Source organism: Streptomyces sp. NPDC022552 (assembly GCF_055561875.1).
Genome location: NZ_JBVHGJ010000003.1, coordinates 473,472 through 491,758 on the forward strand (window position 1 = coordinate 473,472; position 18,287 = coordinate 491,758).

Genomic DNA, 18,287 nt, shown 5'->3' on the forward strand with positions numbered 1-18,287 from the left:
ACCGTCGTACGCATGGTGGGGACGACGAGTCTGGAAGTCAGGCTGTACGAGGCGGGGGTGCGGCAGCGGACCCAAGGGGGCGCGGCCGTCCAGGAGCTGTTGCAGGAGCTGGCGCCCGACGAGCTGCGCCGGGCCGCCCTGTGGATACACCGGAACCAGTGCCGGGGCGGCGCGGACAAGGTCACCGACTGGAGCGTCTCCTGGCTGGCCGGACGGCGGCTGGGGTGGTCGGTGTCCCAGGCGGAGGAGCTGCTCGAACGGCTGGTGGGCGTGATGGCCATGGTCGATCCGATGCAGCTGCTCCAGGAGTACGGACCGCTGATGCAGCTCCCGTTGGCCGCCGCCCGCGAGACGGGCGGATGCGACCGCGCCCTGCTCCGGGCCGCGCGCAAGGCCTCCCTGTCGGCCTGGGGCGACCAGGCGGAGGGCTCGGAGAACGCCGCGATACGGAAGGTCCTGGACCGGCTGATCGGCCCCGACGTGCCCGACGCCACCGGGCTGCCGTGGGCACTCCTGAACGACGAGGACGCGTACGGGCCCCGGATGCGGTCCGAGCACCCGGAGCTGCTCTCGGCGGCCGGTGTGGCGGCGTTCCTGGAGCACTGCGCGGCGCTCGGCGCGGCCCGGCCGACGAGGAAGTGGCAGAAGGCCGCCGGGGAGCTGCTCGCGGCGGTGGACCGCGGCGACGCGCTCGTACGGGCGCTGCTCGACGGGGCCGCCGGACAGACGGAGCACCTGGTCGTGGCTCCTCACCCCATGGGCGTGTACCGCGAACCGGGCCTGGTCGGCGAGCGCAACGCGGCGGTCGTGCGCGGGGCCCTGTGGGCGGCGGCCGGGCTGCCCGGCGCCTGGGTGGTGCCCACGGTCGGGGCCGTGGCGCTGAACGCCGGTACGGGTACGGGCGGTTCGGGCGGGATCTGCCGCAACGCCAGGCTCGCGGCGGCCGGGGTCGCGTTCCTCGGCGCGTGCGAGGGCGATCGGGCCGCCGACGCCGTCCAGTACCTCGGCCGGCTCAAGGGGAAGGTCCGCAACCGGACGGTGCTCAAGGCGATCGACAAGGCCCTGGAGGCCGTCGCCGGACGGGCCGGGCTCACGCCGTCGATGCTGCGCGAGCGCGGCACCCCGACGCACGGGCTCGACGGGCGCGGGATGCGGGAGGAGGCGCTCGGGGAGTACACGGCGGTGCTCTCCGTGCAGGAGCCCGGCGTGGCCTCGCTGTCGTTCCGGGGACCCCAGGGCCGGGTGCTGAGGTCGGCGCCGAAGGTGGCCCGGGAGGGGTACGGCGAGCGGCTGGCCACGATCCGGGCCGCGTCGAAGGAGCTCCGGACCCTGCTGGCCGCGGAACGGGCCCGGCTGGAGGACCATCTGGTGGCGGGGACGACCTGGCCGGCGGAGGACTGGGAGCGGTACTACATCGACCACCCCGTGACCGGTTCGGCCGCCCGCGCGCTGCTGTGGGAGGTCGCCCCGGACGCCGACGAGCGCTGGACGGCCGGGGTGCCGGAGCGGACCGGCGGGGGCTGGGCGCTGGCCGGCGCGGACGGCACGGCGACCCCCGTCTCCCCCGGGTCCCGGCTGCGTCTGTGGCACCCCATCCGGGCCGAGGCCGACGAAGTGGCCGAATGGCGGGCCGAGCTGACGGAGCGGGAGCTGCGGCAGCCGTTCAAGCAGGTCTTCCGCGAGGTGTACCCGCTCACTCCGGCCGAGGTGGCGACCGGCTCGTACTCGAACCGGTTCGCGGGACACATCCTGCGCTACGGGCAGGCGCGTGCCCTGATGGCGGAGCGCGGCTGGACCGGTGACCACCTGGGGTACTTCGGGGCGGGCGGCTCCTCCGAGATGGTGCGGGAGCTGCCGCGCCCCGGTGATCTGCCGGTCGGCGAGGGGGTGTTCTGGCGGGCCCGGTTCTTCGTGGGACTCGTCGAGGCGGGCAGCTCGGCCGACGGGGTCGCCGTGCTCTGCTCGACCGACCAGGTCCGCTTCGAGCGCCGCGTGGCCTCGGCCGGGGCACGGGGCGTCTGGGAGCGGGTCGCACCGGCCGACGTACCGGCACTCGTGCTGTCGGAGGCGCTGCGGGACGTCGATCTGTTCGTCGGGGTGGCGTCCATCGGCGCGGACCCGGACTGGCGGGACAGGGGCGAGGAGCGGGCGTACGACGGGTACTGGGAGAGCTGGTCGTTCGGCGAGCTGACCGCTTCGGCCCGGATCCGCCGGGAGGCGCTGGCCCGGCTGCTCCCGCGGACCGGGATCGCGGACCGTACGGAGCTGACGGAGCGGTTCCTCCGGGTGCGGGGCGACCTGCGCGCGTACCGGATCCATCTGGGCTCTGGCCACGTCCTGATGGAGCCGGAGGACGCCCCGCTGCCCATCGGGCCGGACCGTTCGCCGCAGGCCCCGGAGAAAATGTTCCTGCCGTTCGAGGAGGACGGCGGGATGATGTCGGTGATCCTCTCGAAGGCGTTCCTGCTCGCCGCCGACGCCGGGATCACCGACCGCACGATCAGCTCACGGATACGCCGGGGGCTGTGACCTCCGCCAGGAAGCCGGCGAGCAGCGCGCTCGTCTCCTCGGGGCGCTCCAGGGCGGGAAGGTGGGCCGCCCACTCCAGTTCGAGGTGACGGGCGCCCGGCAGGAGCGTGGCGAGGCGGGCCGACATCGCCCGGAAGTCGGGCAGGTCGTGGGCCCCGGAGACGACCAGGCACGGCAGCTCGATCCCGGTCAGCTCCGCCGACGTCACACCGGCGTCGACCGGGTGGACCTCCTCGGGGGCGGCGAGCTGTACGTCGAAGGCGCGCCGCTGCATCACCCGTACCCGCTCGCGCGCCTCGTCGTCGGCCTCCGGGCCGAGCCAGGTGTCGACGTTGAGCGCGACCGCCCCGTCCACGTCGCCCGCTTCGAGCAGCTCGTCCTCGCGCCGGCCCCAGGCGCGCAGGTCGTCGCTGGGGCTGAAGTCGGGGATGCCGGAGCAGAGCAGCGCGAGCCCGGAGACGCGCCCGGAGTGGCGGACGGCGGTCTCCAGGGCGACCTCGCCGCCGAAGGAGGAGCCGACGAGTGCGGCCCGTTCGACGCCGAGGGCGTCGAGGAGTTCCGCGACGTCGTCGCAGTGGGTGTGCGGGCGGTCGATCGGGGTCTCGCCGAAGCCGCGGAGGTCGCAGCGGATCACGCGGTGCCCGGCGGCGGCAAGTGCCGCGAACTGCGCGTCCCACATCCTCCGATCGCAAACGCCGGAGTGGAGCAGGACAACTGTGGAAGGGCCTTCACCGGCCACGTCATGAGAAAGCATCAGGCGTCACCCTAAGCGCCCTGCTCCTGATCGCCTAGGGATTTCCGCACCTCTCCCCCGGCCCTCTCTTGAACATGTTCAAACGAAGGTCTACAGTCATGACTGCCAGCTTTTGAACGCGTTCAAGGGAGGGTGGGGAATGGACCTCACTGTCGTCGCGTACATCGCCTATCTGCTGATCAGCGTGGCTCTGACCATCTGGGTCGCCCGCACACTCAGCCGCAACGGAAGGATCTTCCTGGCAGACGTCCTGCACGGGAACGAGAAGCTCGCCGAGGCCGTCAACCACCTCCTGGTGGTCGGCTTCTACCTCGTCAACTTCGGCTTCGTCGCCCTCTACCTCAGCCAGGACGAGACCGTCGCCGACGCCCGGGGGCTCTTCGAGGCCCTGTCCGTCAAGCAGGGCGTGGTGCTCCTCGTGCTCGGCGTGATGCACCTGGGCAACGTCTACGTCCTCAACAAGATCCGCCGCCGCGGCGTGATGGAGCGCGAGCAGGTTCCGCCGGTGCCGCCGCAGGGCTGGACCGGCCCCGCCAAGGGACCCTGGGCCCCGCCCGTCACCGGAGCGTGAGGAGAGTCGGATGAGCCGGCCCGTGACTCCCGTACACCGCCTCACCGTGCTGTACGACGCCGACTGCTCGCTCTGCGTCCACCTGCGTCACTGGCTGCTGCGGCAGCGCCAGCTCGTCCCGCTCGACCTCGTCCCGGCCGCCTCGCAGGAAGCCATGCGCCGCTTCCCCGGCCTCGACCACGAGTCCACCCTCAAGGAGATCACCGTGATCGGGGACCGGGGGCAGGTCTACCGCGCCGCCTCCGCGTGGATCGTCTGCCTCTGGGCCCTGGCCGAACACCGGCCCAAGGCCCACTGGCTGGCCACTCCGGCCGGGCAGCCCTTGGCCCGGGCGACCGTCCTGGCCGCCGCCAAGTGGCGCGAGGCGATCAAGGCCCACGGACCGGGCTGCGAGGACGGGCGCTGCGAAGTGCCCGGCACGCCCGGCTAGGCTCGGGCACTGTGAAGGACGTGAAGGAAGTGCAGCCCGCCGAGCCCAACGAGCCCGAGCCCACCGGGGCCGGGCCCACGGGCGCCGAGCCCGCCGCGGCCGCCGCTCCGGCCAAGGCCGCCAAGAGCGAACAGACCCGCACGCTCATCCTCGAGACCGCGCTCCGGCTCTTCAAGGAGCGCGGCTACGACAAGACGACCATGCGGGCCATCGCCCAGGAGGCCGGGGTCTCCGTCGGCAACGCGTACTACTACTTCGCCTCCAAGGAGCACCTGGTCCAGGGCTTCTACGACCGGATCGCCGAGGAGCACCAGGCCGCCGTCGCGGACATCCTCGACGGCGGCGAGAAGGACCTCACGGCCCGCATCCGCGGGGTCCTCCTCGGCTGGCTCGACATCGCCGAGCCGTACCACGAGTTCGCGGCGCAGTTCTTCAAGAACGCGGCCGACCCGGACAGCCCGCTCAGCCCGTTCTCCCCGGAGTCGGAGGGCCCGCGCGAGGCGGCGATCGAGGTCCACCGCAGGGTCATCTCGGGGGCCGACGTCAAGGTCGACCCCGAACTGGCCGAGCCTCTGCCCCAGTTGCTCTGGCTCCAGCAGATGGGCCTGGTGCTGTTCTGGGTGTACGACCGCTCCGAGGGCTGCGCCAACAGCCGCCGCCTGGTCGAGCGCCTCTCACCGGTCACCGCCCGGGCGATCTCGCTCTCGCGCTTCCGGCTGCTGCGGCCCCTGGTGCGCGAGACCCACGACCTCCTCGCCGACTTCATGCCGACGGCGGCCGGCATGGCGGCCTCGGGCAAGCCCAAGCGCGGGAAGACCCCGAAGGGCTGACGGCCACGGTCCCGGGCCCCAGCGAGGCCCGAGGCCCCTCCCTAGCCCGGCCCGTGGCCCCAGGCCGTGCCCGGGGCCACGAGGGCGGCCTCAGATCCAGCTGAGTTCCCAGAGGCGCCAGATGCCGGTGCCGTCGGTCAGGTACTGCGAACCGGCGACCTCGGTCGTCGCCAGCACGTAGTCCTTCTTCTGCCAGAGCGGGATCAGCGGGACGTCCTCGGCGACCTCGGTCTGGATGTCCTCGAAGTCGTTCGCCGCCGCCGCCCGGTCGCTGTACTGCTGCGTCGCGGAGATCAGCGAGTCGATCTTCTTGCTGGCGAAGCCGTTGTGCATGGCGTTGTCCGTGCCCACCAGCGGGGCGGTGAAGCTGTCGGAGTCCGGGAAGTCGGGCAGCCAGCCGACGGGGTACGCGTCGTAGTCGCCGTTCACGTACCCCTTCTGGAACTCCTTCCACTCCGCCTCGACGAGCTTCACCTTGAACAGGCCGCTCGCCTCCAGCTGCTTCTTCAGCTCGGCCGCCTCGGCGCCGTACGTGGCGTCCTTGCGGTAGCCGAGGGTGAAGCTCACCGGCGTCTCGACGTCCGCGTCCTTCAGCAGGCTCTTCGCCGTCTTCTTGGACGGCTCGGGGTAGGCGTCGTAGAACGAGGTGCTGTGGCCGTTGAAGCCCTGCGGGATGAGGGAGTACAGCGGCTCGACCGTGCCGTGGTACGCGCCGGTGACGATCGCCGGGCGGTCGATCACGGCGGCGACGGCCTGCCGGACCGCCTTCTTCGCCATCGGGGAGCCGGACTTCACGTTGAAGTAGAGATTGCGGATCTCGGCCGTCTGCGCCTCGGTGATCCGGGCGGTGTCCTTGCCGTCCTGCACCGTGGAGAGGAACTCCGGCGGCATCTGCCGGTGCGCGATGTCGACCTGCTTGCTCTTCCAGGCGTCGGCGAGCTGCTCGGACTCCGTGAAGTACTTCACGACGACCGTGCCGCCACGCTTGCCCACCGAGCCCCGGTAGTTCGGGTTGGGCTCCAGGCGGGCGCTCTCGCCGGGCTTGTACTCCTTGAGGACGTACGGCCCCGAGCCCTCGACCGTGTCGCCCTCACGCAGCTTCTTGGCCGGGTACTGGTCGCGGTCGACGATCGAACCGGCGCCCGTGGCGAGCTTCAGCGGGAAGGTCGCGTCCCGGCTCGTCAGGTTGAAGGTGACCGTCTGGCCCTTGGCCACCACGCTCTTCAGGGTCGCGAAGAGCGGCGCGGGACCGACGTCGGCCTTGATGTTCAGCATGCGCTCGAAGGAGTACTTGACGTCCTCGCCGGTCACCTTGCGGCCGCCGGCGAAGGTCAGATCGTCCCGGAGCACGCACTGGTACGTGGTGAGCCGCGTGCCGATGAACTTGCAGTTGTCGGCGGCGTCCGGGACCGGCGTGGTGAAGCCGGGCTTGAAGGAGAGCAGCGACTGGTAGACGTTGCTGTACATGGCCCACGAGCCGGCGTCGTACGCTCCGGCCGGGTCGAGCGAGGTGACCTCGTCCGTGGTGCCGACCGTGATCGGGTCGGTCCGGACGTCGTCGGAAGGCAGCAGCTGCCAGCCTCCCACCCCGGCGGCCACCAGAACTCCACAAGTGATGAGGATCCGCAGACGGACCTTCGACCGCATCGCCGTGCTTCCTTTTTTCGAGCCCACCCCTGGCGCGGCGGCACCCAGCCATGCCGCGATGGCGTCACCCAATCACACGAGTTTCACAAGTGGAAGAGGAAACCTTCACAGTGCAGGTATATGTCCGTGATGAGCGACTTCGGAGGACTGAACGGCATGTATCGGCCCCGGCGCGATGAGTGACCCGTTCCGGTACCCAGTCCCCCGATGACGGACATGCCCCGTCATGCCTGCCGGGAGGCCAGCTCCACGATGGTGATGTCGGAGGGCGCGCCGACCCGGACGGGAGGGCCCCAGGCTCCGGCGCCGCGGGAGACGTAGAGCTGGGTGTCGCCGTACCGCTCGAGGCCGGCGACGGTCGGGTTGGCGAGCTCGGCGAGGTAGTTGCCGGGCCAGAGCTGACCGCCGTGGGTGTGGCCGGAGAGCTGGAGGTCGACGCCGTGGCGGACGGCGTCGTGGATGACGACCGGCTGGTGCGCGAGGAGGACGGCGGCCCGGGCGCGGTCGCGGTCGCCGAGGGCGGCGGCGAAGTCCGGACCCTGGCCCTCGCTCTCGCCGGCGACGTCGTCGACCCCGGCGAGGTCGAATCCTGCCGCGATCTCCGTGCGGGCGTTGCGCAGCGGGCGCAGGCCGAGTTCGCGGACGTGGTCGACCCAGGCGTCGGCGCCGGAGAAGTACTCGTGGTTGCCGGTCACGAAGAAGGAGCCGTGCCGGGCCCTGAGCTGCGCGAGGGGCTCGGCGGCGGGGCCGAGGTTCTCTACGCTGCCGTCGACGAGGTCGCCGACGACGGCGATCAGATCGGGCTGGGTGCTGTTGATCGTGTCCACGATGCGCTGGGTGTGGGCGCGGCCCAGGACGGGGCCGATGTGGATGTCGGAGACGACGGCGATGCGGTACCCGTGAACGGCCCGCGGCACCTTGGCCAGCGGGACGGTCACCCGCTTGACGCGCGGCCCGCGCAGCACGCCGTACGTGCCGTACCCGACGGTCCCCACGGCGGCGGCCGCGGCGGCCCCGCCGACGACGCGCGAGACGAACAGGCGCCGCGAGACGGCGGTGGCACCGGCGACGTTCGCGTCCTCGCCGCTGTCGGCGGGCGCGGCGGGGGCGGCGGGGGCCGGGGCGGGAACGGAAGGCGGGACGGTGGCCGGGACGGGTTCCGGAACCTGGGACAGGGGCTGATCCGGAGTCTGGGAGGTGGCCGTGGTGGCCCGGGCTGCCGCCCTGTGCTCCAGCGCCCGCCGCAGCAGCGGGCGGACCGCTTCCCCGACGACGAGGGCGAGGGTCACGTACAGCAGCAGGGCCAGCCAGAGGTAGCCGGGCCAGGCCACGACCTGCTGGAGCCAGAAGGGGGCGCCCGCCCGCGCGGAGACCAGGGCCGCGACCGACAGCGCGGGCAGCACGAACGCCGCGACGGTACCCAGCCGCCGCGCCACGCTCCCCCGCGCGGTGACATCGCGCACCAGGCGCCGCCACACGTACCGGTGGACAGTGGCCAGGAGGCCGAGAATCACGACGAACACGAGCAGAAAGACGAGCACGCGCCCCAACCCCTATCCGTGCTCGCGCCGCAACGCGCGCACTCCACGCAACCCGATCACGCCGACCACCGTCCCCAGAACAAAGGACGTGATGGCGAGCAGCAGATGAACCCAGAAGTAGGCCGTCGGATCGCCCGCGTCGTCAAAGGCGAGACCGCTCCCGTCGTTCCACAGGTTCTTGACGAAAGTGACCCAGATGAACCAGCTCCACACCCCGAAAGCGAGCAGGAACCAGGAGACGGGACGGCTGAGCTTCATACCCTCAGTATCACCACCTGTCCCGGCCGCCTCGTCTCCGGGGCGGCCCGGGCACCGGAGTGGTGGTCTCCGCGGGAACCGCCCGGCGGGGTTCGGATCGTTGGGCCGTGCCTGTACGTTTTCGATCGTGTCTGCTTCGAAGAGGACCGCTTGGGCGGTCATTGCTGCTGCGCTGCTCCCGCTCCTCACCGCCGCCCCCGCCCACGCGGACACGGCGGACAACAAGGAGGAGAAGCAGCCCAAGCCGCCCGCCAAGATGTCGTCCGTCGGCGGGTCGCTGCTCGGCGTGCCCGGCACCCAGGTGCGGCTCGGGCCGGGGGCGCCGGTACTGCCCCGGGAGCTGAGCGCGCGGTCGTGGATCGTCGCGGACGCGGAGACCGGCCATGTGCTCGCCTCGCACAACGCCCACTGGCCCCTCGCCCCGGCCTCGACGCTCAAGATGCTCTTCGCTGACACGGTGCTGCCCAAGTTCCCCAGGACGACGACCCACACCGTCACGCCCCAGGATCTGGCCGGCCTCGGCGCGGGCTCCAGCCTCGTCGGGATCAAGGAGAAGTCGACCTACACCGTCCACGATCTCTGGCTCGGGGTGTTCCTTCGCTCGGGCAACGACGCCGTGCGCGTGCTCTCCGCGATGAACAACGGCATCGCGAAGACCGTGCAGGACATGAACGACCGCGCCGACGAGCTCCAGGCTCTCGACACCCATGTGGAGTCGCCGGACGGCTACGACGCCCCCGGCCAGGTCTCGTCCGCGTACGACCTGACGCTGATCGCCCGCAGCGGGATGCAGAACGCGGACTTCCGGGAGTACGCCGCGACCGCCCGCGCCAAGTTCCCCGGCGAGGAGAAGCCGGGGAAGAAGCGCGAGACCTTCGAGATCCAGAACACGAACCGGCTGCTGACCGGCGACCTGGGCGTCGCGCCGTACCAGGGCATCGCCGGCGTCAAGAACGGCAACACCACGCACGCCGGCTCGACGTTCACCGGCGTTGCGGAACGTAACGGCAAAGTCCTGCTCGTGACGGTACTCAACCCGTCGTCCAAGGAGCAGCACGCGGTCTACAAGGAGACCGCCCGGCTCCTCGACTGGGGCTTCGCCGCGGCCGGGAAGGTGCAGCCGGTGGGTGAGCTCGTCCCGCCGAAGTCCGCCCGTACGGAGCAGGGAACCGAGAGCGACGGCTCGTCGCCGGCGCCCGGCAAGAACGCCCCGGACTCGGACGCCGTACAGAAGGCCGCCGCAGGGGGGTCCGGTGGCGTCGGGACCGCCCTCGGCATCGTCGGCGGGGTCCTGGTGCTGCTCGCGGGCGCCGCGTTCCTCGTCAACCGTCGCTGGCCGCTGCCGGAGCTGGTCCGTCGCCGCCCTCGGACCGACGGCGCCGAGGGTCCTGACGGCTCTCGTCGTCCGGACGAGGGTCCTGCCCGTCAGGACGCTCCGAACGGGCCGGATCGGACTGTGACCCCGTAGCCGTCCAGGCGGCACAGAACAGCAGCAGCTTCGCGGTGAAGTTGATCCAGAGCAGCAGCGCGACCGGCACGCCGAACGCGCCGTACATCGACTTCCCCGCGACGTCCCGCATGTAGCCGCCGATCAGCAGCTTCAGCAGCTCGAAGCCGATCGCCCCGATCACCGCCGCCACCACCAGGCGGCGGCGGGGCGGGTGGACGCCGGGGAGCAGCGTCAGCAGGTAGAGCAGGACGAGGAAGCCCGCGACGGCGGCGACGGCGACGGAGGCCACCTGGAGCAGGATCCCGGTGGCCCCTTCGCCGGAGATCCCCACCCGGTCGGCGCTCCAGCCGACGGCGGTGGAACCCAGCCAGGACGCGGCGAGGGAGCAGAGCCCGACCGCGCCGAGCCCGAGCAGCACGAGCGCGTCCTTGGCCTTGCGTACGACGGGGTTGCCCTCGTCCTGGTCGTCGATCCCCCACACCGCGCGCAGGCACTCCCGCATCGAGCCGATCCACCCGATGCCGGTGAAGAGCAGCAGCGCGCCGGCGACGAGGCCGATCGTGCCCGCGTTGTCCACGAGCCCGCCGATGTCGAGCTGGTCGGAGATGCCGGGGACCTGGTCGGAGACCTTGTCCTCGATCTTGTCCAGCTGCTCCTGGCTGAGCAGCGCGGCGCCGACCGCCGCGGCGACGGCGATCAGCGGGAACAGCGCCAGGAAGCTGATGAAGGTGATGGCGGCGGCGAGCCGGGTCCAGTGGGCGGCGTCGAGGGTCTCGTACGAACGCCAGGCGTGCGTCTTCATGAGCCTGGTGACCCAGGGGCCGATGACGGGGAGCTTGGTCAACCAGTCCATGTCGTACGCGTACCCCTTGATCTCGTGCCGATACCGCGTGCTTCCGGCGGCCTCACAGGTCCGCGACAGCCATGCCGTACATCGCCGCCCAGACCAGGCCGACGATCGCGAGCGGGCGGTCGCGCAGGACGACGTCCTCGGGGGCGCCGGCGGAGCCGCGGTCGGCGAAGACGGCGTAGCGCAGGACCGCGAGGATGAAGGCGATCATGGAGAGCTGGCGCCAGGGCAGCAGGCTGCCGGTGGCGACGCCGCCGCTCTCCAGGGCCCACAGGCAGTAGCCGAGGACGGCGACTCCGGCCGCCAACTGCCAGACGAAGCGCAGATACCCGGTCGTGTACTGGGTGAGCAGCGCGCGCGTCGCGCCGCGCGCGTCCTCCATCTGGACGGCCTCGGAGTAGCGCTTGGCGGCGACCATGAAGAGCGCGCCGAAGCCGGTGGTGATCAGGAACCAGCGGGAGAGCGGGATCGCCAGCGCGACCCCGCCGATCATGGCCCGCATCAGGAACCCGGTGGTGACGACGGCGAGATCGACGACGAGGACGTGCTTGAGGCGCACGCAGTACGCGACCTGCATGACGAGGTACGCGATGAGCAGCGCGGCGGTCATGGGGTTGCACAGGACCGCGCAGGCGACGGCGGCCCCGAGGCCGAGGAGGGCTCCGGTGGCGTACGCGAGGGGTACGGGGACGAGGCCGGAGGCCACGGGGCGGCGGCGCTTCACGGGGTGGGCGCGGTCGGCGGCCGCGTCGCGGGCGTCGTTGACCAGGTAGACGGCGGAGGCGGCGGCCGTGAACAGGGCGAAGACCAGGGCGAGTCGGGCGGCCGTCTGCCAGGAGACGAGCTGCCCGGCCGCGACGGGCGCGGCGACGACGAGGAGGTTCTTGACCCACTGCCGGGGCCGCGCGGTCCTGACGAGCCCGGCGGCGACCGCGTACACCTGCCGGCTGCCGTGGCCGCGCCGGCGTTCTCGTACGCCGACGGGCTTGTCGAGCACGGCGGCGCCGGTGGTGCGCTCAGCCACGGCGACCGCCGGGGAGCGCGGCCCGCGCGGCGGTCGTCCCACGCGCGCGTGGAGCCCCGCGGGTGGCGGGCCCCGGCAACGCGGACCCTGGCAGCGCTCGCATCGGCGGCACAGGCCCCGGCAGCGCGGGCATCGGCGGCAGGGGCGCCACGCGCGCGTGAGGCGGTACGACGGCCGTGACCGGCGTCCGGAGCCAGGCTCGGCCGAGGGCGGCCGTCGCCGCGCCCAGGAGGGCACCCGCCGCCACGTCCGTCGGGTAGTGGACGCCGACGATCAGGCGGGAGACGCACATCGCGGCCGCCGCGGGGGCGGCGAGTCGGCGGGCCGTCGGACGGAGGGCGCCGAAGGCGACGGCCGCGGCGGCGGCGGACGTCGCGTGGGAGCTGGGGAAGGAGTGCCGGCCGGCCGTGCGGACCAGGGGTTCGTACTCCGCCGTCCCCGGTCGCGGCCGCCGCACCACCCGCTTGATCCCCATGCTCGCCAGATGCGCGCCCGCGACCAGGGCCGTCCCGCGCAGCCAGCCCGTTCGCCGCTCACGGTCCACCGCCGCGCCGGTGAGGCCGGCGGCCAGCCAGAGGGCGCCGTGCTCGCCGCCGAAGGACAGCGCGCGGGCCGCCGTGGCCACGGGCGCGCGGCGACCGCAGCCGCGCAGGACGGCCAGGAGTCTCCTCTCGGCACCGGCCCAGTCCGCGTTTCGCATCGACTCCGCCTCCCCGGTTCTCGACGGGCTCCTCCGTCGACCCGGGGGTGACTCTGACCCGGCGGCCCGGCGACCGCACGGCAATCTTTCCTGACACTCCTTTAATCACCCATTTCGGCGAACCGACAGCAAACCAGTCATAACGCACAGATCGGGCGATACGGTCGACTTCATGGCTGCCCACACCGACGACGAGCCCCTCACCGGCTGGGGCCGCACCGCCCCCACCCTCGCGCGCGTCCACCGCCCCCGGACGTACGAGGAGGCCTCCGAAGCCGTCCGTGCCTGCGGTGCACGCGGCTCCATCGCGCGCGGCCTCGGCCGTGCCTACGGCGACGCCGCGCAGAACGCCGGCGGCTCCGTCCTCGACATGACCGGACTCGACCGGATCCGCTCGGTCGACGCCGTCGAGGGCGTCGTCGTCTGCGACGCCGGTGTCAGCCTGCACCGCCTGATGGAGGTACTGCTGCCACTAGGCTGGTTCGTCCCCGTCACCCCCGGGACCCGGTACGTCACGGTCGGCGGCGCGATCGGCGCCGACATCCACGGCAAGAACCACCATGTCTCCGGCTCCTTCGGCCGCCATGTGGCCGCCCTCGAACTCCTCACCGCCGACGGGGAGATCCACACCGTCGTCCCCGGCACGGACCTCTTCGACGCCACCACCGGCGGCATGGGCCTGACGGGCGTGATCCTCTCCGCCACCCTCCGGCTGCTCCCCGTCGAGACCTCCCTCATGTCCGTCGACACCGAACGCGCCGCGGACCTCGACGAGCTGATGGCCCGGCTCACCGCCACGGACCACCGCTACCGCTACTCGGTCGCCTGGATCGACCTGCTCGCGCGCGGCGCCGCGACCGGCCGGTCCGTCCTCACCCGCGGCGACCACGCCCCGTACGACGCGATCCCCCTCCAGGACCGCCGCACCCGCCGTACGCCCCTCGCCTTCCGCCCGGGACAACTGCCCGCCGCACCCGCGCTGGTCCCGGAGGGGCTGCTCGGCCGCACGGCCGTCGGCCTCTTCAACGAGCTCTGGTACCGCAGGGCGCCCCGCCGCCGCACCGGCGAACTCCAGCGGATGTCCTCCTTCTTCCACCCTCTGGACGGCGTCCCGCACTGGAACCGGATCTACGGGCGCGGCGGCTTCGTCCAGTACCAGTTCGTCGTCGGTCACGGGCACGAGGAGACCCTGCGCCGGATCGTGAAGCGGATCGCGCGCCGCGGCTGTCCGTCGTTCCTCGCCGTGCTGAAGCGCTTCGGCGCGAGCGACCCGGGCTGGCTCTCCTTCCCCGTGCCCGGCTGGACGCTCGCGCTCGACATCCCGGCCCGGCTCTCCGGTCTCGGCGCGTTCCTCGACGAGCTGGACGAGGAGGTGGCGGACGCGGGCGGCCGGGTCTACCTCGCGAAGGACTCCCGGCTGCGGCCCGAACTGCTGCACGCGATGTATCCGAGGCTCGCCGACTTCCGCGCGCTGCGGGCCGCACTCGACCCCCGGTCCGTCTTCACGTCCGACCTCTCCCGTCGCCTCGCCCTCTGAATCGCACTCTCCGAGGAGTTTGATCGTCATGAAGGACGCTTTCGGCACCCCGCAGTCCCTGCTCCTGCTCGGCGGCACCTCCGAGATCGGGCTCGCCACGGCCCGCCGGCTGATCGCCCGCCGCACCCGTACGGTGTGGCTCGCCGGACGCCCCTCGCCCGCCCTGACGGCCGCCGCGGACTCGCTGCGGGCGCTCGGCGCGGACGTGCGGACGGTGCCGTTCGACGCGCTCGACACCGAGTCGCACGAGGAGCGGCTCGGCAAGATCTTCACCGAGGGCGACATCGACATGGTGCTGCTCGCCTTCGGGATCCTCGGCGACCAGGCGCACGACGAGGCCGATCCGCTCGCCGCCGTCAAGGTCGCCCAGACCAACTACACGGGCGCGGTCTCGGCGGGGCTGATCTGCGCGGGCGCCCTGCAGGCGCAGGGCCACGGCTCGCTGGTGGTGCTGTCATCGGTCGCGGGCGAGCGCGCCCGCCGCGCGAACTTCATCTACGGCTCGTCCAAGGCCGGTCTCGACGCGTTCGCCCAGGGGCTCGGGGACGCGCTGCACGGGACCGGGGTGCATGTGATGGTCGTACGCCCCGGCTTCGTACGGTCGCGGATGACGGCCGGTCTCGAAGAGGCCCCGCTGGCGACCACGCCGGAGGCCGTGGCGACGGCGATCGAGCTGGGGCTGCGGCGGCGCTCGGAGACGGTGTGGGTGCCGGGGGCGCTGCGGATGGTGATGGCGGCGCTGCGGCACGTGCCGAGGCCGGTGTTCCGACGGCTGCCGGTCTGACAGGAGGCAGCCGGTCCGGCGGGAGGCTGTCGGTCCGGCGGGAGGCTGCCGCCGGGTCAGCAGGTCGGGGTCGGGGTGTCCACCGAGGTGCCCTGGGCCGGGACGCCGGAGACGTGGCGGCCGTCGCCGAACTCGAAGACGCGCAGCTTGCGCCACACCCCGTCCGCGCCCTGCTCGTACAGGGCGAAGGAGGAGCAGGTCCAAGCGGCCTCGAAGTCGGCCAGCTCCGCGTAGGCGCGGTCCATCGCCTCCTCGGCGATGCCGTGCGCGACGGTCACGTGCGGGTGGTACGGGAACTGCAGCTCGCGCACGAGCGGCCCGGACTCGTCCCGTACCCGCTCCTGGAGCCAGGCGCAGGCGGAGACGCCCTCGGCGAGCGTCACGTAGACGACCGGGGACAACGGGCGAAACGTTCCCGTGCCGCTCAGGCGCACGGGGAAGGGGCGGACGCCCGCGGCGACCTCGGCGAGGTGGGCCTGGATCGCGGGCAGCCGCTCCTCGTCCACCTCGGTCGGCGGCACGAGGGTGACGTGCGTGGGGATGCCATGCGCGGCGGGATCCCCGAAGCCCGCGCGCCGCTCCTGGAGCAGGCTGCCGTAGGGCTCCGGGACCGCGATCGAAACGCCGAGCGTTACGGTCCCCACGTCGTTCTCCTCCATAGTCGTGTCATATCGGGTGGTGGTGCAGCCGCCAGTGTGCGGCCTGCACCACCCCTGAGGCCAGAGTCCTTGGACTCAGTGCTTCGCGGGCAGGAAGCCCATCCGCTCGTACGTCTGCGCCAGCGTCTCCGCGGCGACCGCGCGGGCCTTCTCCGCGCCCTTGGCCAGGATCGCGTCCAGCGTCTCCGGGTCGTCCAGGTATTCCTGCGTACGGGACCGGAACGGCGTGACGAAGTCCACCATGACCTCCGCCAGGTCGGTCTTCAGCGCGCCGTACATCTTGCCCTCGTAGCTCTTCTCCAGGTCGGGGATGCTCGTCCCGGTGAGCGTGGACATGATCGTGAGCAGGTTGGAGACGCCGGCCTTGGTCTCCGGGTCGAAACGGATGACCGTGTCGGTGTCGGTGACGGCGCTCTTGACCTTCTTCGCGGTCGTCTTCGGCTCGTCGAGGAGGTTGATCAGACCCTTCGGCGTCGACGCCGACTTGCTCATCTTGATCGCCGGGTCCTGGAGGTCGTAGATCTTCGCCGTCTCCTTGAGGATGTACGGCGCGGGGATCGTGAACGTCTCGCCGAAGCGGCCGTTGAAGCGCTCCGCGAGGTCGCGGGTCAGCTCGATGTGCTGGCGCTGGTCCTCGCCCACCGGGACCTGGTTGGCCTGGTAGAGCAGGATGTCGGCGACCTGGAGGATCGGGTACGTGAAGAGGCCGACGGTGGCCCGGTCGGCGCCCTGCTTGGCGGACTTGTCCTTGAACTGCGTCATGCGGGAGGCCTCGCCGAAGCCGGTGAGGCAGTTCATGACCCAGCCGAGCTGCGCGTGCTCGGGGACGTGGCTCTGCACGAAGAGGGTGCACCGCTCGGGGTCGAGTCCGGCGGCGAGCAGCTGCGCGGCGGCGAGCCGGGTGTTGGCGCGGAGCTCCGCGGGGTCCTGCGGGACCGTGATCGCGTGCAGGTCCACCACCATGTAGAAGGCGTCGTGAGTCTCCTGCAGGGCGACCCACTGGCGCACGGCGCCGAGGTAGTTGCCGAGGTGGAACGAGCCTGCGGTGGGCTGGATTCCGGAGAGCACACGGGGACTGTCAGAGGCCATGTCCCACATTCTCTCAGGTGTCGGAACCGATCCCGGACTGGGAACCGATCCGCTTCTGCCGGTGTATCAAAGGTGTGAGGACGCTGGAGGGGGGCCGGGTCTTGGAATTCAGCGGGGCGGCGCGCAGGGGGTCCCCCCTGACGGAGTCCGGGGGAGCCTCGTTCAAGGACGGCGACGGGCGCCGGGCCGGCGAGGCGGCTGTGATCGCACGCGTACGCGCCGGGGAGGCGGAGGCATACGCGGCGCTGGTCCGCGCGCACACGGCGGTCGCACTGAGGGCGGCGGTGGCGTGCGGCGCGGGCGCGGAGGCCGAGGACGTCGTGCAGCAGGCGTTCTTCAAGGCGTATCGGTCGCTGGGGCGCTTCAAGGAGGGGGCGGCGTTCCGGCCGTGGCTGCTGCGGATCGTGGTCAATGAGACGAGGAACACAGTGCGCGCGGCGGGCCGTCAGCGGGCGGTCGCGGGCCGGGAGGCGGAGCTGCTGGCCTCCGAGCCGCGGATACCGGAAGGGTCGGACCCGGCGGTCGCGGCCGAGGAGCAGGAGAGACGCCGTCAGCTGCTCACGGCGCTCGACGGACTGAGCGAGGACCACCGGCAGGTGGTGATCCACCGGTATCTGCTGGAGCTGGACGAGACGGAGACGGCGGCCGCGCTGGGCTGGCCGCGGGGGACGGTGAAGTCCCGGCTGAGCCGGGCGCTGAAGAAGCTCGGACCGGTGCTGGAAGGGGGTGACGAGCATGAAGGACACGAATGACGGCGACGGGCTCCCGGAAGAGCTGCGGGAGCTGGGGCGCCATCTGAAGGTGCCGGACGTGGGCGGGGAGACCATGGCCGAGCGGGTGCTCGCTCAGCTCCTGGCGGAACAGGTGCCGGCGCCGGTGCGGCGGCGCCGCTTCGAGGGTCTGCGCCGGCGCTGGAAGGCCCTGCTCGCGGCGTTCTCCGGGCTGCTGGTGGTCCTGGTGCTCACACCGCCGGTGCGGGCGACGGTGGCGGACTGGTTCGGCTTCGGCGGGGTCGAGGTCCGGTACGACCCCGGTGCGCGTCCTGCGCCGGGCGCGGCGGTGCCGGGGTGCTCCTCGGCCGTCCCGCTGGAGGAGGCCGCGCGGAGGGCGGGGTTCGAGCCGCTGGTACCGAGCGCGCTCGGTGTCCCGGACGCGGTCTCGGTGACCGGCTCGGCGGATCGGGGCCGGGCAGTGATCAGCCTGTGCTGGCGCGGGGCGGACGGCGGGACGGTCCGGCTGGACGAGTTCCCCGCGCGACTGGAGGCGGGCTTCGCCAAGCAGGTGCAGACGCACCCGGACTGGGTCGATCTGCCGGACGGCGCGGAGGGGTACTGGTTCGCCGAACCGCATCTGCTGCGCTTCCCGATGACGGACGCGGGCGGGCGGACCTGGACGCACTCCATACGCACGGCAGGCCCCACACTCCTCTGGACGAGGAACGCGGGGGCCCTGACCTTGCGCCTGGAGGGCGAACCGTCCTTGGCCCGGGCCCGAGCGGTGGCAGAGTCGGCGAACTGACCGGAGCCCGGGGCCCCGGCGGGGCGGGACCGGGGTCCCGGCAGGGATCCCGGGCGGGCGGTGCCCGGCAGGGCCCAGGCGCGCGGGGCCGGGGTCCCGGCAGGGATCCCGGTCGG

General features: G+C 72.4%; 16 protein-coding genes and 2 pseudogenes. 9 read left to right on the plus strand and 9 right to left on the minus strand.

Going from position 1 to position 18,287, the window contains the following annotated elements; all coding sequences use genetic code 11:
• Positions 1-12 precede the first annotated feature (12 nt).
• Entirely contained in the window at positions 13-2,529 is a 2,517-nt protein-coding gene (locus ACZ3OF_RS11965; RefSeq protein WP_467304269.1) for a DUF4132 domain-containing protein, read from the plus strand.
• On the opposite strand, the gene ACZ3OF_RS11970 is transcribed toward ACZ3OF_RS11965, so the two are convergent.
• Positions 2,501-3,286: an alpha/beta fold hydrolase gene (locus ACZ3OF_RS11970; RefSeq protein ID WP_361668758.1), complete on the minus strand. Its 786-nt coding sequence runs from the start codon at positions 3,284-3,286 to the stop codon at positions 2,501-2,503. The two genes, ACZ3OF_RS11965 and ACZ3OF_RS11970, sit on opposite strands and share 29 nt — an antisense overlap.
• A gap of 136 nt (positions 3,287-3,422) precedes the next feature.
• On the opposite strand from ACZ3OF_RS11970, the gene ACZ3OF_RS11975 reads away from it, so the two are divergent.
• The 3 genes from ACZ3OF_RS11975 (at position 3,423) to ACZ3OF_RS11985 (ending at position 5,114) form a co-directional block, all read left to right on the plus strand.
• A complete protein-coding gene (locus tag ACZ3OF_RS11975; RefSeq protein WP_361442757.1) occupies positions 3,423-3,854 on the plus strand; it encodes a hypothetical protein in 432 nt (143 codons plus the stop codon).
• A 10-nt stretch (positions 3,855-3,864) separates the two neighbouring features.
• A complete protein-coding gene (locus ACZ3OF_RS11980) occupies positions 3,865-4,284 on the plus strand; it encodes a thiol-disulfide oxidoreductase DCC family protein (protein WP_361667799.1) in 420 nt (139 codons plus the stop codon).
• Between the two features lie 146 nt (positions 4,285-4,430).
• Positions 4,431-5,114, plus strand: coding sequence for a TetR/AcrR family transcriptional regulator (locus tag ACZ3OF_RS11985; RefSeq protein WP_361668756.1), 684 nt, complete (start codon positions 4,431-4,433; stop codon positions 5,112-5,114).
• Between the two features lie 90 nt (positions 5,115-5,204).
• Here the strand turns inward: ACZ3OF_RS11985 and ACZ3OF_RS11990 are convergent, their stop codons facing one another.
• From ACZ3OF_RS11990 to ACZ3OF_RS12000, 3 genes are all read right to left on the minus strand, one after another.
• A complete protein-coding gene (locus ACZ3OF_RS11990; protein ID WP_467304272.1) occupies positions 5,205-6,761 on the minus strand; it encodes an ABC transporter substrate-binding protein in 1,557 nt (518 codons plus the stop codon).
• A 224-nt stretch (positions 6,762-6,985) separates the two neighbouring features.
• Positions 6,986-8,302: a metallophosphoesterase gene (locus ACZ3OF_RS11995; protein ID WP_361667792.1), complete on the minus strand. Its 1,317-nt coding sequence runs from the start codon at positions 8,300-8,302 to the stop codon at positions 6,986-6,988.
• 12 nt (positions 8,303-8,314) lie between these two features.
• Positions 8,315-8,560, minus strand: coding sequence for an SCO4848 family membrane protein (locus ACZ3OF_RS12000; protein ID WP_361442745.1), 246 nt, complete (start codon positions 8,558-8,560; stop codon positions 8,315-8,317).
• 127 nt (positions 8,561-8,687) lie between these two features.
• Here ACZ3OF_RS12000 and ACZ3OF_RS12005 point away from each other — a divergent pair.
• A pseudogene (locus ACZ3OF_RS12005) lies at positions 8,688-9,929 on the plus strand (D-alanyl-D-alanine carboxypeptidase family protein); the annotation flags it as partial.
• On the opposite strand, the gene ACZ3OF_RS12010 reads toward ACZ3OF_RS12005, so the two are convergent.
• The 3 genes and pseudogenes from ACZ3OF_RS12010 to ACZ3OF_RS12020 all read right to left on the minus strand — a co-directional run.
• Positions 9,883-10,863 (minus strand): YihY/virulence factor BrkB family protein, encoded by a 981-nt coding sequence (locus ACZ3OF_RS12010; RefSeq protein WP_467304275.1) that lies wholly within the window; start codon positions 10,861-10,863, stop codon positions 9,883-9,885. The pseudogene ACZ3OF_RS12005 and the gene ACZ3OF_RS12010 sit on opposite strands and share 47 nt — an antisense overlap.
• A 52-nt stretch (positions 10,864-10,915) precedes the next feature.
• Entirely contained in the window at positions 10,916-11,884 is a 969-nt protein-coding gene (locus tag ACZ3OF_RS12015) for a decaprenyl-phosphate phosphoribosyltransferase (protein WP_467304277.1), read from the minus strand.
• 187 nt (positions 11,885-12,071) lie between these two features.
• Positions 12,072-12,584: pseudogene (locus ACZ3OF_RS12020) on the minus strand (phosphatase PAP2 family protein); the annotation flags it as partial.
• Between the two features lie 172 nt (positions 12,585-12,756).
• On the opposite strand from ACZ3OF_RS12020, the gene ACZ3OF_RS12025 reads away from it, so the two are divergent.
• Both ACZ3OF_RS12025 and ACZ3OF_RS12030 read left to right on the plus strand, forming a co-directional pair.
• Positions 12,757-14,121, plus strand: coding sequence for an FAD-binding protein (locus ACZ3OF_RS12025; protein ID WP_467304280.1), 1,365 nt, complete (start codon positions 12,757-12,759; stop codon positions 14,119-14,121).
• A 28-nt stretch (positions 14,122-14,149) separates the two neighbouring features.
• The gene (locus tag ACZ3OF_RS12030) at positions 14,150-14,905 is read left to right on the plus strand and encodes a decaprenylphospho-beta-D-erythro-pentofuranosid-2-ulose 2-reductase (RefSeq protein WP_361442733.1); all 756 of its coding nucleotides are present in this window, start codon (positions 14,150-14,152) and stop codon (positions 14,903-14,905) included.
• A 56-nt stretch (positions 14,906-14,961) separates the two neighbouring features.
• Here ACZ3OF_RS12030 and ACZ3OF_RS12035 read toward each other — a convergent pair whose 3' ends face one another.
• Both ACZ3OF_RS12035 and trpS read right to left on the minus strand, forming a co-directional pair.
• Positions 14,962-15,549: a 2'-5' RNA ligase family protein gene (locus ACZ3OF_RS12035; RefSeq protein WP_361667780.1), complete on the minus strand. Its 588-nt coding sequence runs from the start codon at positions 15,547-15,549 to the stop codon at positions 14,962-14,964.
• Between the two features lie 90 nt (positions 15,550-15,639).
• Positions 15,640-16,653, minus strand: a complete 1,014-nt coding sequence (gene trpS / locus ACZ3OF_RS12040; RefSeq protein ID WP_361596518.1) for a tryptophan--tRNA ligase — start codon at positions 16,651-16,653, stop codon at positions 15,640-15,642.
• 137 nt (positions 16,654-16,790) lie between these two features.
• Between trpS and ACZ3OF_RS12045 the strand changes: the two genes are divergently transcribed.
• Both ACZ3OF_RS12045 and ACZ3OF_RS12050 read left to right on the plus strand, forming a co-directional pair.
• The gene (locus tag ACZ3OF_RS12045) at positions 16,791-17,405 is read left to right on the plus strand and encodes an RNA polymerase sigma factor (protein WP_361668753.1); all 615 of its coding nucleotides are present in this window, start codon (positions 16,791-16,793) and stop codon (positions 17,403-17,405) included.
• Complete coding sequence (locus ACZ3OF_RS12050; protein WP_467304281.1) at positions 17,389-18,171, plus strand: hypothetical protein; 783 nt, start codon at positions 17,389-17,391, stop codon at positions 18,169-18,171. The genes ACZ3OF_RS12045 and ACZ3OF_RS12050 overlap by 17 nt, the downstream gene beginning before the upstream one ends.
• Positions 18,172-18,287 lie beyond the last annotated feature (116 nt).

Coding starts and splice junctions, on each gene's coding strand:
- ACZ3OF_RS11965 (WP_467304269.1), top strand. CDS start 13: ATGGTGGGGACGACGAGTCTGGAAGTCAGGCTGTACGAGGCGGGGGTG.
- ACZ3OF_RS11975 (WP_361442757.1), top strand. CDS start 3,423: ATGGACCTCACTGTCGTCGCGTACATCGCCTATCTGCTGATCAGCGTG.
- ACZ3OF_RS11980 (WP_361667799.1), top strand. CDS start 3,865: ATGAGCCGGCCCGTGACTCCCGTACACCGCCTCACCGTGCTGTACGAC.
- ACZ3OF_RS11990 (WP_467304272.1), bottom strand. CDS start 6,761: ATGCGGTCGAAGGTCCGTCTGCGGATCCTCATCACTTGTGGAGTTCTG.
- ACZ3OF_RS12000 (WP_361442745.1), bottom strand. CDS start 8,560: ATGAAGCTCAGCCGTCCCGTCTCCTGGTTCCTGCTCGCTTTCGGGGTG.
- ACZ3OF_RS12010 (WP_467304275.1), bottom strand. CDS start 10,863: ATGGACTGGTTGACCAAGCTCCCCGTCATCGGCCCCTGGGTCACCAGG.
- ACZ3OF_RS12025 (WP_467304280.1), top strand. CDS start 12,757: ATGGCTGCCCACACCGACGACGAGCCCCTCACCGGCTGGGGCCGCACC.
- ACZ3OF_RS12030 (WP_361442733.1), top strand. CDS start 14,150: ATGAAGGACGCTTTCGGCACCCCGCAGTCCCTGCTCCTGCTCGGCGGC.
- trpS (WP_361596518.1), bottom strand. CDS start 16,653: ATGGCCTCTGACAGTCCCCGTGTGCTCTCCGGAATCCAGCCCACCGCA.
- ACZ3OF_RS12050 (WP_467304281.1), top strand. CDS start 17,389: ATGAAGGACACGAATGACGGCGACGGGCTCCCGGAAGAGCTGCGGGAG.